At 72.2% G+C, this 12829-nt stretch carries 9 protein-coding genes; 8 read left to right on the top strand and 1 reads right to left on the bottom strand.

Annotation, left to right across the window (positions count from 1 at the left end; translation table 11 throughout):
- The first annotated feature begins 401 nt into the window (after positions 1-401).
- From leuS to holA, 8 genes are all read left to right on the top strand, one after another.
- Positions 402-3293: a leucine--tRNA ligase gene (gene leuS, locus OG485_RS16125; RefSeq protein WP_328669018.1), complete on the top strand. Its 2892-nt coding sequence runs from the start codon at positions 402-404 to the stop codon at positions 3291-3293.
- Between the two features lie 125 nt (positions 3294-3418).
- Positions 3419-4150 carry a hypothetical protein gene (locus OG485_RS16120; protein WP_328669016.1) on the top strand — a complete coding sequence of 244 codons (732 nt, stop codon included), beginning with the start codon at positions 3419-3421 and terminating at the stop codon, positions 4148-4150.
- Between the two features lie 72 nt (positions 4151-4222).
- A complete protein-coding gene (locus tag OG485_RS16115) occupies positions 4223-5068 on the top strand; it encodes a DegV family protein (RefSeq protein ID WP_328669014.1) in 846 nt (281 codons plus the stop codon).
- A gap of 129 nt (positions 5069-5197) precedes the next feature.
- Entirely contained in the window at positions 5198-6472 is a 1275-nt protein-coding gene (locus OG485_RS16110; RefSeq protein ID WP_328669013.1) for a helix-hairpin-helix domain-containing protein, read from the top strand.
- 251 nt (positions 6473-6723) lie between these two features.
- Entirely contained in the window at positions 6724-9375 is a 2652-nt protein-coding gene (locus OG485_RS16105; RefSeq protein WP_328669011.1) for a ComEC/Rec2 family competence protein, read from the top strand.
- 4 nt (positions 9376-9379) lie between these two features.
- Complete coding sequence (locus OG485_RS16100; RefSeq protein WP_328669009.1) at positions 9380-10201, top strand: arylamine N-acetyltransferase family protein; 822 nt, start codon at positions 9380-9382, stop codon at positions 10199-10201.
- Positions 10202-10301: 100 nt separating this feature from the next.
- Positions 10302-10547, top strand: coding sequence for a hypothetical protein (locus OG485_RS16095; RefSeq protein WP_328669008.1), 246 nt, complete (start codon positions 10302-10304; stop codon positions 10545-10547).
- 439 nt (positions 10548-10986) lie between these two features.
- Complete coding sequence (holA, locus tag OG485_RS16090; protein WP_443048708.1) at positions 10987-11973, top strand: DNA polymerase III subunit delta; 987 nt, start codon at positions 10987-10989, stop codon at positions 11971-11973.
- A gap of 381 nt (positions 11974-12354) precedes the next feature.
- Here holA and rpsT read toward each other — a convergent pair whose 3' ends face one another.
- The gene (gene rpsT / locus OG485_RS16085) at positions 12355-12621 is read right to left on the bottom strand and encodes a 30S ribosomal protein S20 (RefSeq protein WP_261702665.1); all 267 of its coding nucleotides are present in this window, start codon (positions 12619-12621) and stop codon (positions 12355-12357) included.
- Between the last annotated feature and the right edge of the window lie 208 nt (positions 12622-12829).

The following is a 12829-nucleotide window of genomic DNA, read 5'->3' as shown; positions in this document are numbered from 1 at the left end:
TACTCCCTACGGTTCGGGGAAGCGGTCCCGAAGGCGCACTCTAGGTCGAGAAATGGCGCCGAGCTCCACGTTTGAGTTATTGCCTTGTTACCAAAGGGCAATGAGGTCTTTGTGTTGTCCGCAAGCGTCCGTTAAGCGAAGTAAAATTTGAACATTAGTCAACAATTTTTTGCCGTCCGTCCCGGCGGTGCGCGGTGCCGACAGGCCCGAAAGCTCGTCGCGGCCCGCATGGGCCCTGCGGTACCCTGACGCCATGCGTGCCGTACGCCTTCTGCTTAGCGAGCCGCGCTGATCAGTCCCGACCGCTGACGCATCGTGGTCGGCATCAGCGCGGCGTCCCCTCCTGTGCGAGGGGTTTTTTCATTTCTGCTGGCAGAGACGATCGATGGAGCTTTGAGGACATGAGCGAGACGAACACCGCTGCCGCTACCGCCGAGCCGGCCGCGCCGCACCGCTACACGGCCGCCCTGGCCGCCGACATCGAGGCACGCTGGCAGGACTTCTGGGACGCCGAGGGCACGTACGAGGCCCCGAACCCCACCGGCGACCTGGCCGGGGACCCCGAGCTGGTCGCCCGGCCCAAGAAGTTCATCATGGACATGTTCCCGTACCCCTCGGGTGCGGGACTGCACGTGGGTCACCCCCTGGGCTACATCGCCACCGATGTGTCCGCCCGGTATCAGCGCATGACGGGTCACAACGTCCTGCACACCCTGGGCTTCGACGCCTTCGGCCTGCCCGCCGAGCAGCATGCCGTGCAGACCGGCGAGCACCCCCGGGTGACCACCGTGGCCGCCATCACGAACATGAAGTCCCAGCTGCGCGCGCTGGGCCTGGGCCACGACAAGCGCCGGTCGTTCGCCACGATCGACCCGGAGTACTACAGGTGGACCCAGTGGATCTTCCTGCAGATCTTCAACTCCTGGTACGACGAGGAGGCCTCGAAGGCCCGCCCCATCGCGGCGCTGGTCGCCCAGTTCGAGAGCGGTGAGCGTGGCGTCCCCGCCGCCGGCGGCACCACGCGCGCGTGGAACGAGCTGAGCGCCGTCGAGCGCGCCGACGTCCTGAGCGGCTACCGCCTGGCGTACGCCTCCGACGCGCCGGTCAACTGGTGCCCCGGCCTGGGCACCGTCCTGGCCAACGAGGAGGTCACCGCCGACGGCCGTTCCGAGCGCGGCAACTTCCCCGTCTTCAAGGCCAAGCTGCGCCAGTGGAACATGCGCATCACCGCCTACGCGGACCGCCTGCTGGACGACCTGGACGCGCTGGACTGGCCCGAGGCCATCAAGCTGCAGCAGCGCAACTGGATCGGCCGCTCCGAGGGCGCGCGCGTCGACTTCCCGATCGACGGCGAAGCGATCACGGTCTTCACCACCCGTCAGGACACCCTGTTCGGCGCCACCTACATGGTGCTGGCGCCGGAACACCCGCTGGTCGAGAAGTTCACCCCGGCCGCCTGGCCCGAGGGCACCCACGAGGTGTGGACCGGCGGTCACGCGACGCCCGCCGAGGCCGTCGCCGCCTACCGCGCGCAGGCCGCCTCGAAGTCCGACGTCGAACGGCAGGCCGAGGCCAAGGACAAGACCGGCGTCTTCACCGGCGCGTTCGCGACCAACCCGGTCAACGGTGAGAAGGTCCCGGTCTTCATCGCCGACTACGTCCTGATGGGCTACGGCACCGGCGCGATCATGGCCGTCCCGGCGCACGACACCCGCGACTTCGCGTTCGCGCGCGCCTTCGAACTGCCCATGCGCTGCGTGGTCGAGCCCTCGGACGACCGCGGCACCGACGCCTCCACCTGGGACGACGCCTTCGCCTCGTACGACGCGAAGATCGTCAACTCCGCCGGCGACGAGATCTCCCTGGACGGCCTGGGCGTCGTCGACGCCAAGGCGCGCATCACGGAGTGGCTGGAGCGCCGGGGCATCGGCGAGGGCACCGTCAACTTCCGGCTGCGCGACTGGCTGTTCAGCCGCCAGCGCTACTGGGGCGAGCCCTTCCCGATCGTCTACGACGAGGACGGCGTCGCCCACTCGCTGCCCGAGTCGATGCTGCCCCTGGAACTGCCGGAGATCGAGGACTACTCGCCGCGCACCTTCGACCCGGACGACGCGAACACGTCCCCGGAGACCCCGCTGTCGCGCAACGAGGACTGGGTCGCCGTCACCCTGGACCTGGGGGACGGCCGCGGCCCGCGGAAGTACCGCCGCGAGACCAACACCATGCCCAACTGGGCCGGTTCCTGCTGGTACGAGCTGCGCTACCTGGACCCGCACAACGACCAGAAGCTGGTCGACCCCGCCATCGAGCAGTACTGGATGGGCCCGCGCGAGGGCCGGCCGACCGGCGGCGTCGACCTGTACGTCGGCGGCGCCGAGCACGCCGTGCTGCACCTGCTGTACGCCCGCTTCTGGTCGAAGGTCCTGTTCGACCTGGGCCACGTCTCGTCGGCCGAGCCGTTCCACAAGCTGTTCAACCAGGGCATGATCCAGGCCTACGTGTACCGCGACAGCCGCGGTATCGCCGTACCGGCCGCCGAGGTGGAGGAGCGCGACGGCGCGCACTACTACCAGGGCGAGAAGGTCTCCCGGCTGCTGGGCAAGATGGGCAAGTCCCTGAAGAACGCGGTCACCCCGGACGAGATCTGCGCCGAGTACGGAGCGGACACCCTGCGCCTGTACGAGATGGCGATGGGTCCCCTGGACGTGTCCCGCCCCTGGGACACGCGCGCGGTGGTGGGCCAGTACCGCCTGCTGCAGCGGCTGTGGCGCAACGTCGTCGACGAGGCGACCGGCGAGGTCACGGTCGTCGACACCGAGCCGGACGAGGACACGCTGCGTGCCCTGCACAAGGCGATCGACGGTGTACGCCAGGACCTGGAGGGCATGCGGTTCAACACCGCCATCGCCAAGGTCACCGAGCTGAACAACCACCTGACCAAGGTGGGCGGCCCGGTCGCTCGCCCGGTCGCCGAGGCCCTGGTGCTGATGGTCGCGCCGCTGGCCCCGCACATCGCCGAGGAACTGTGGCGCAAACTGGGCCACGCCGACACGGTCGTCCACCAGGACTTCCCCGTCGCCGACCCCGCGTACGTCGTCGACGAGGCCGTGACCTGCGTCGTGCAGATCAAGGGCAAGGTCAAGGCCCGCCTGGAGGTCTCCCCGTCGATCACCGACGCCGAGCTGGAGAAGGTGGCGCTGGCCGACGAGAAGGTCGTCGCGGCGCTGGGCGGCGCGGGGATCCGCAAGGTGATCGTGCGCGCGCCGAAGCTGGTGAACATCGTCACGGCGTAGCCGACCGGCTCGGGGTAGTCCCCTACGGGCAGGTTCGGGGTCCTTCCGGAACTCCGAACCTGCCCGCAGCGTTTACCGTTGAGAGCGCGGCGAAAGATGCCGCGGCCGGTCGGAGGAGGAGTGTGATGGGTACCGTGATCACCGTAATCGCCTTGCTCTTCCTGCTGTTCGTGGTGTTCGGCGCGTATGCGACGGTGAAGGTGATCGGTGCCGCCAAGCGCGGTGTGGACCGCACCATCTCGCAGGCCCGCCGCACGGTCGAGGACACCACCCTGCGCGCGAAGACCTTCGCCCAGTTCGGACCCCAGGGCGAGCTCGCCCAGCTCAGACTGACGCTGCGCACCTCGATGCGCGCCACCCAGGACGCGCTCCAGGCGAGCGCGGTGGAGGACGAGTCCCTCAAGGAGTCCCTGAGCCTCTTCGAGCGGCTCAGCGCCCACGGGCACGAGCTGGACGCCGAACTGAAGCGTCTGGAGGCCGAGCCCGACCGGGACACGCTCGCCACCCGGCTCCCGGGTCTGCGTGAGCGTACCCAGCGGATCACGCAGTCGGCGGACTCGCTGCGCTGGGCCGCCCGCGACCGGGCCCACCGCTTCGCCGGTGACGACCTGGACACACTGAGCGCACAGATCGACGTGGAGGCCGGCGCGCTGCGCCACTGGACCAAGGAGCCCGGTCCGGCCACGTCCTGGCCCGACGCTCCCGCCGCGGACACGGGCACCTCCGACGGACAGAGCGGGCCTCGGAGCCCGCAGTCCCGTTCCGAGGACGGGTCGAGGCCTTCGGCCATCACACCGCCCGGCCAACGGCCCACCTACCCTTGGCAAAAGAAGCCCCGCCCCGAGAGCACGACATGATCCGGCCGTCGCGACCGCAGGTGGAAGGGGTCGGGCTGCCGCGCACCCGTCCCGCCAGGTAATCTCCAGATCATGTCCCGCCATGTCGCGATCGTCACCGATTCAACGGCCTACCTGCCGCCGCGGACGATGGAGCGCCACGGCATCACATCGGTTCCCCTGACCGTGGTCCTCGGGGACCAGGCGCTCGAAGAGGGCACCGAGATCTCGGCGCGCTCCCTGGCCCTGGCACTGCAGAAGCGGCGCCCGGTCACGACGTCCCGGCCCAGCCCCGAGACTTTCGCCGCGACCTACCGCGAGGTCGCCGAGTCCGGCGCCACCGGGATCGTCTCGCTGCACCTCTCCTCGGAGTTCTCGGGCACCTACGACGCCGCGGTGCTCGCGGCCCGCGACGCCCCGGTGCCGGTGCGTGTCGTCGACACCGGAATGGTCGCCATGGCTCTCGGGTTCTGCGCGCTGGCCGCCGCCGATGCCGCCGAGGCGGGCGGGAGCGTCGACGACGCGGTCACGGCCGCCGAGAAGCGGGCCGCGGGCATGTCCGCCCACTTCTACGTCGACACTCTCGACTACCTCCGCCGTGGCGGCAGGATCGGGGCCGCGCAGGCGCTGCTGGGTTCCGCGCTCGCGGTGAAGCCGCTGCTGCAGCTCCGCGACGGCCGCATCGAACTCCTCGAAAAGGTCCGGACCTCGTCCAAGGCGATCGCGCGCCTGGAAGAGATCGTCGTCGACCGGGCGGGCAGCGCACAGGTCGACATCGCCGTTCACCATCTGGCGGCCCCCGAGCGGGCGTCGGCCCTCGCGGACCGGCTGCGGGCCCGGGTGCCAGGCCTTGCCGAGCTGCATGTGAGCGAGGTCGGCGCGGTGATCGGAGCGCACACCGGACCCGGTCTGCTGGCGGCGGTCGTCTCGCCTCGATGAGGAGGCCGGCACCTGCGTCACTCGCGTGCGTCGCTCGTGCGGGTGACGGGGTTATCCACAACTGGGGTGCTTTCCACCGGAATTGAGCATGATCATCGCGAGGGCGGCGGGTTGCCGCATCCTCGCCGCATGGCACTTCGATCGAGCTCCCGCACCGCGACCCCGACCAGTGGACCGGGTCGTGGCCCCCACTCCGACAGCCGCAGCCGCCATCGCCGTCGCGACGGGCGAACCCGGACCCGTCGTCACGAGGCTTCGGCCGCGGCCCTTCGGCTGCGCGCCGACGCGCTCTTCACCGAACACGCCCAGGGGCGGCGCGAGTCGGGGAACGGCCCGCCGTGGACGGACCGCGATGCCGGGGACGTCCCCAGGGCGAACACGGCAGCGGGCACGGGCTTTATGGCCGATCCGGTCCGGGACCCCTGGAATCCCCGGACCGAGGCCCACGGCCGCGACACGGTCCCGGACCCAGGACGGACCCTGCGGGCAGAAGGCTGGACGGCCGACAGGACGGCGCCCCTGAGCACACCGACGGCGAGCACTCCGACGGCGAGCGCGCGGACCGTGAGTGCCTGGACCGCGAGCGAGGCGCCCGACGGTGGGCCGGTCCCCGCCACCGCGGGTGTCCCGGCCTCGCATGATCCGGCCGGGGAAGCGGGCGTGTGGCGAGACCGGGCCGGGCTCGCCGTGCGGGAGCGGCTCCCGTTGTGGCTCCAGTCGCGGTGCGGTCTGGAACGCAGGAGCGTGGCCGCGCTGACCGTGCTGCTGGTCGTGGCCGCCGCCTTCGCCGTGCAGCACTTCTGGGCGGGCCGGACGCGACCGGTCCGGGCTCCGGAGGTGGTGAGCGCCACCGCACCGTACGGCGGGAAGCACGCACCGGGCGACGGGCCGGGCTTGGAATCCGGTGCCCCGGCCGGAGTTTCGAGCGCCGCCGTCGGCGGGGGTGTGGTCGTCGTGGACGTGGGCGGAAAGGTGCGCACGCCCGGACTCCAGCGCCTGCCGGCCGGGTCCCGCGTCGAGGACGCCCTGCGAGCCGCCGGCGGGTTACGGCCCGGCACGGACACCGACGGCCTCAACCGCGCCCGGATCCTCGTGGACGGTGAACAGATCGTGGTCGGCGCGTCCGCGGCCCCGACGGGAGCCGGACCGGGCGGCTCCGGAGGCTCCGTGGCCTTCGGTGCCGCAGGATCCGCGGCGGGAGCGGTGCCCTCAGCGCCGATTCCCCTCAACACGGCCACCGTCGACCAGTTCGACAGCCTGCCCGGCGTCGGGCCCGTCCTCGCCCGGCACATCATCGACTACCGCACGGCGCACGGCGGGTTCCGCTCGGTAGACGAGCTGCGCGAAGTGAACGGGATCGGAGACCGCCGCTTCGCCGATCTCCGGCATCTGGTGCGGCCATGAGCGGTTCCGGTACCGGGAGGAGGGGCGAACGGGCGGGCCCGGCGCTGAGCGGACTGTCCGGCGGGCCGGTGAGGATGCCGGAGGAGTCCACGTCCTCGGCGGCGAGAGGCTTGGGCGCGCGTCTCATGACGGTGGAGTCCGGACCTCGGCCGACGATGGAGCCCCGGTCCCGACCGGCGACGGGGGCCGGGGAGGCGCGAGGTTCCCGGACGCGCGCCGCCGGATTGCCCGGCGCCACCGGCCGGAGGCCCGTGCACGCGGCCTCTGGGAGGCGGCTGGGAGCCTCGCACCCCAGGGTGGAGGGTCCGATCGATCTCCGGCTCGTGGCACCGGCCGCGGCGGTCTGGCTCACGGCGGCCGTGAGTGTCGGAGCGTCGCCGGGCCGGGTCGCGGCTGTCACGGCCGTGTCCCTGGTCGCGGCCGGCGCGCTGTCGGTGGCGGGGCGGAGAGTCGCGCGGACGGGACGGGGAGATGGAGATACGGGTACGGGGCCGGCGCCGGAAGGCTCCGGCGCGGGGCGGGGAGAAGCGGGCCCGGAGCGGGGCACAGGGCGGGGAGGTTCCGGCTCGGGGCAGGGGCAGGGGCGTGGAGTGGTGCGCCGCGGGTTGTGGGTGTCCGTCGCCGCCGTGCTCCTCTGTGTCGCCGCCGCCGCGGCCTCCGCCGGGCTGCACGCGGCGGATCTGCGACGCGGGCCTGTCCCAGCGCTGGCGGAGAGGTACGCCGAAGTGACCGCGGAGGTGGAGATCACCTCCGATCCCCAGCTCACCCGGCCTCGGATCAGCGGGGACCACGTCGCTCCGACGGCCCTGCTGTTCGACGCCGACATCACGCGGGTCACCCAGGCGGACGGCACGGTGCTGGCCACCCGGACACCGGTGCTGGTGATCGTCGACGCCCGCTCGCGACAAGGTGCGCCTCGGGGGTTCGGGGGGCGCTCGGGACGCGGTGCTACCCGGGAGACCGGCCGGCGCTCGCCCTGGCTGTCGCTGCTGCCGTCGACCCGGCTGCGTGTGGCCGCGCGGGTCGTGCCCGCCCTGTCGGACGGGGAGGACATCGCGGCGGTGCTGCGCGTACGGGGGAGCGCGCCGCCGGACGTGGTCGGAGCGCCGTCCGGTCCGCAGCGGTTCGCGGGCAGGCTGCGCGAAGGGCTGCGAAAGGCGACCGACGGCCTGGACGCGGACGCGCGGGCGCTGCTGCCGGGGCTGGTGGTGGGGGACACCTCACGTGTCACGCCGGAGCTGGACGCCGCCTTCGAGGCCACCGACCTCACACATCTCCTCGCCGTCAGCGGGGGCAATCTCGTCATCGTCCTCGCGCTGTTCATCGGGCCGCCGGGCCTCGCCCAGCGGGTGGAGCGCCGGGGCCTCGCCGCGCGGCTCGGAGTTCCGCTCCGGGCGACCGCCCTGCTCGGCGGAGGGCTCACCCTGGCCTTCGTCATCGTCTGCCGGCCGGACCCCAGCGTGCTGCGGGCGGCGGCCTGTGGAGCGATCTCGCTGCTCGCCATCGCGACCGGGCGCCGCAGATCGCTGATCCCGGCGCTGGCCGCCGCGGTTCTGCTCCTGGTGCTGTACGACCCCTGGCTCGCCCGCAGTTATGGGTTCCTGCTCTCCGTCCTCGCGACCGGGGCCCTGCTCACGCTCGCCCCGCGCTGGAGCGCGGCACTCCAGCGACGCCGGGTGCCCGCACACGTGGCCGAGGCGCTGGCCGCGGCCGCCGCCGCTCAGGTCCTGTGCGCGCCGGTGGTCGCCGTGCTGTCGGCGCGGGTGAGCCTGGTGGCGGTGCCGTGCAATCTCCTCGCGGAGTTCGCGGTCGCTCCGGCCACGGTGCTGGGGTTCGCGACGCTGGCGGCCGCCCCCTTGGCGATGCCCGTGGCCGAGGTCCTGGCGTGGTGGGCGAGTTGGCCGGGCCGGTGGATCGCGGACATCGCGCGCACGGGGGCGGCTCAGCCCGGTGCGGGCGTGGACTGGCCGGACAGCTGGACGGGCGCAGTGCTGCTGGCCCTCGTCACGGTCGTCGCCGTCGCCGTCGGCCGACGGCTGCTGAGACATCCGCTGCCCAGTGGGATCGGCGCGGTGCTGCTCCTGCTGTTCGTGGTGCAGCCGCCGCCGCTCACCAGGGTGATCACGGGATGGCCGCCGCCCGGCTGGAGGTTCGCGATGTGCGATGTGGGGCAGGGCGACGCGAGCGTGCTCGCGGTGGGGGACGGCAGCGCGGTGGTGGTGGACGCCGGGCCCGACCCGGTGCTGGCCGACCGCTGTCTGAGCACGCTCGGGGTCACCAGGATCCCGCTCGTCGTCCTGACGCACTTCCACGCCGACCATGTCGCGGGCCTGCCCGGTGTGCTCCGGGGGCGTTCGGTGGGTGCCATCGAGGCGACCGGCTTCGAAGAGCCTCTGGAACAGGCCGAGTTCGTACGACGGGAGGCGCTCGCACGGCACATCCCTCTGACCCGGGCCGTGGCGGGGGAGCGGCGGAGCGCGGGAGACCTCGACTGGCGGGTGCTGTGGCCGCCGCCGGATCCGTTCCCGCCGCCGGACGGCCCGAACGACGCCAGTGTCACCCTGCTCGTGCGGTCCGCGGGGCTGCGGCTGCTGTTGCTCGGCGATCTGGAGCCGCCCGCCCAGCGGGCGCTGGCGAGATCCCCGGCCGCCGCCGAGCTGGCCGGTGTGGACGTGCTCAAGGTCGCCCATCACGGATCGGCGTATCAGGATCCTGAGCTCATACGCAGGGTGGCTCCGCGGCTCGCCCTCGTCTCCGTAGGCGGCGACAACCCTTATGGACACCCTGCTCCGAGCACGGTCGCGGCCCTGCGGGCCCGGGGCGCGGTGGTGCTGCGGACCGACGAGGACGGTGATCTCGCCGTCACCGGTGAGGGCGAAGGGCTGGGGGTGGCGCGACACTGAACGCATGAATTCCGCACAGGCCGACGCCTACCTACGCCGCATCGGGGCCCAGCACCCGGCGTGGCCCACGTCCGATGTGCTCCGTGACCTTCAGCTGTGCCATCTGCGGACGGTGCCGTTCGAGAACCTGTCGATCCACCTCGGCGAGGAGATCGTGCTGGAGGAGGAGAGGCTGCTGGACAAGGTGGTGGGCGCGCGCAGAGGAGGGTTCTGCTACGAACTGAACGGCGCGTTCGGGGCGTTGCTGGGTGCGCTGGGCTTCGACGTGACGCTTCTCGCGGCGCGGGTGTACGGGGACGAGGGGAAGCCGGGGATCCCCTACGACCATCTCGCGCTGAGGGTGCGGACGGTGGACGGGGGCGACTGGCTGACCGACGTCGGTTTCGGGGCCCACAGCCACTACCCGCTGTCGTTCGCGGAGCGGGGCGAACAGCGGGACCCCGGAGGGATGTTCCGGGTCGTGGAGTCGGCGCCGGACGCGGCGGGGGTGCGGGGAGCGGGCGGTTCCCGGGAGTGCGAGGACCTCGACGTGTTCCTGGGTGACAAGCGCCAGTACCGGCTGGAGGTACGGCCGCGTGCGCTCGGGGACTTCGTGGCCGGCGCCTGGTGGCACGCCACCTCGCCGCTGTCGCACTTCACCAGGTCGCTGGTCTGCTCACGGGTCACCGAGGACGGAGGCCGGATCACGCTCAGCGGCCGCAGGTTCACCGTGTCGACGGCCGACGGGACCAAGGAGGTGTCGGAACTGGCGAGCGACGAGGAGGTGCTGGTCATGTATCGCGAGCGGTTCGGGATCGAACTGGACCGGGTGCCGGAGGTCAAGTAAGCCCGGTAGCCGCGGCCGTGGTCCGGCAAGCCGCGTAGATCACACGCTTCGGACCCGGATCCCGGCGTCGGCCGCGCCGGGCGTACCGGAAAATGTTCGGGTGAGCGACGTGAGACATGTACTGGTGCTGCCCGACCGTGACGCAGCGGAAGAGGCGGCGGAGGCCGTCGGTGACCGGTTCGGGCTGCTGGAGGAGCCGCAGCTCGTCCGGGACGCCCTGGCGGGCGAGGACGATGCCGAGGACGCGCAGTGGCTGGTGGTGCTGGCGGACCCCGAGGCACGGCTGGACCCGAAGGACCTGGACGCGTTCGCGGCCGAGTGGGACGGCTGGCACGAGGAGCCGTAGACCAGACCAGACCAGACGAACAAGCTCGGCTGATCCGAGCCCAGACCAGCTCGGCTGAGCCGAGTCGCGCCGGGCCGCCATATGCCTGGTCCGCGACCGGCTGAGCTGCGGCAGGCCGCGCCGGGCCGCTCCGGGCAAGGCTGCGCCGGGCAAGGCTGGGCAAGGCCGCGCCGCCCCGCTCCATGCCGAGCCGTGCCAGGCGTGCCAGGCCGGCCGGGCCGTGCCGTGCCGCTCCATGCCGAGCCGTGCCAGGCCGGCCGGGCCGAGCCGTGCCAGGCCGGGCCGGGCCGGTCAGCCAGGCCGGCCCCGCGAGGTCGAGTCGGCCGCGCCGCCCGGACCGGTCGAGTCGGTGACGCCGCGCGAGGCCGGCCCAGCCGGGCCGGTATCGGGTTGTGGCTCGCGGCGCTTGGTGTCAGTGGCGCGTGGGATGCTTTCGGTGATGGCCAAGAAGACCGCACAAGACGACCCTCTCGCCCCTGTCACGCTGGCAGTCGGCCAGGAGGATCTCCTGCTCGACCGTGCCGTGCAGGAGGTGGTGGCCGCCGCCAGGGCCGCCGACGCCGACACGGACGTACGGGACCTCACCCCGGACCAGCTTCAGCCGGGCACGCTCGCCGAGTTGACGAGTCCCTCGCTCTTCGCCGAGCGCAAGGTCGTGGTCGTCCGCAACGCCCAGGACCTGTCGGCCGACACGATCAAGGACGTCAAGGCGTATCTGGGGGCTCCCGCGGAGGAGATCACCCTGGTGCTCCTGCACGCGGGCGGGGCCAAGGGCAAAGGGCTGCTCGACGCCGCGCGCAAGACGGGCGCCCGGGAGGTGGCCTGTCCCAAGATGACCAAGCCGGCGGACCGGCTGGCGTTCGTGCGGAGCGAGTTCCGGGCGCTGGGCCGGGCTGCCACTCCGGAGGCCTGCCAGGCGCTGGTGGACTCCATCGGGAGCGATCTGCGGGAGCTGGCGTCCGCCGCGTCGCAGCTGACCGCGGACGTCGAGGGGACGATCGACGAGGCCGTCGTCGGGCGGTACTACACCGGGCGGGCCGAGGCGTCCAGCTTCACCGTGGCCGACCGGGCCGTGGAGGGGCGGGCCGCGGAGGCGCTGGAGGCGCTGCGATGGTCGCTGTCGACCGGCGTGGCTCCCGTCCTGATCACCAGTGCGCTCGCGCAAGGGGTGCGGGCGATCGGAAAGCTGTCCTCGGCGCGGGGCGGCAGGCCCGCCGACCTGGCCCGTGAGCTCGGGATGCCGCCGTGGAAGATCGATCGCGTGCGCCAGCAGATGCGCGGCTGGACGCCGGACGGGGTCGCCATGGCGCTCACGGCCGTCGCGGAGGCGGACGCCGGGGTCAAGGGCGGCGGGGACGATCCCGAGTACGCCCTGGAGAAGGCGGTCGTGGCCGTCGCCCGGGCCGCCCGCTCCGGCCGACGCTAGCCCTAGCCCCGCGGCAGGCGCCCGCACCGGCTACTCGCGGCAGGCAGGCAGGCAGGCACCGGCACTGGACTCGCGGCAGGCGGCAGGCGGCGATCGGCACCGGCGCTCGCGACCGGCAGCTGAGGTGCCGCATGGAAATCCCTCAGCGCAAATCCCTCAGCGCAAATCCCGCAGCACGAATTCCGCAGCACACCGAAGGCCCCGCTCGTTCTCCCGGGGAAGGGAGGAGCGGGGCCTTCGGTTCAAGCCGGTGGATTCACGCCCGCGTGGCGAACGCAGATCGTGCGTGAATCCGGGGTGTCGGTCGGGAGCGGGAGAGAGGGCCCGCTCGGGTCCGCCGACGGTCAAGTCAGGGGTTGAGCCCCGGAGAGCTCAGCCGACTCAGCCCTTGAGCGCGGCGACCTTCGAAGCAAGCGCCGACTTCTTGTTGGCGGCCTGGTTCTTGTGGATGACGCCCTTCGAGACGGCCTTGTCGAGGGCGCGCGACGCGGCGCGCGTGTACTCGGTGGCCTTCTCGACGTCACCCGCGGCAGACGCCTCGCGGGCCTTGCGGATCGCGGTCTTCAGAGAGGACTTGACGGCCTTGTTGCGCAGCCGCGCCTTCTCGTTGGTCTTGATCCGCTTGATCTGGGACTTGATGTTCGCCACGAATGAGCCTTTACAGGTTCAGGCGCGCGAGACAGCACGTCTCACTCGCCGTTTGATTTTCTTGGGTGCGTCTCCTGCAGAGAGGGCACGAGACACAGCCACCCAGGCTACCAGTCCCCGCACGACCGGCCCAAACCGGCCTTGCGACCCCGGCCCGGACACCGGTCGCCGATGCCCTGGTCACGGCCTTCGGGCCGGCCGCCGCCGT

The organism is Streptomyces sp. NBC_00328 (assembly GCF_036139655.1).
Lineage (GTDB): Bacteria > Actinomycetota > Actinomycetes > Streptomycetales > Streptomycetaceae > Streptomyces.
Note: the sequence above shows the minus strand (reverse complement) of the source record. Positions and strands in the feature narration are given on the sequence as shown.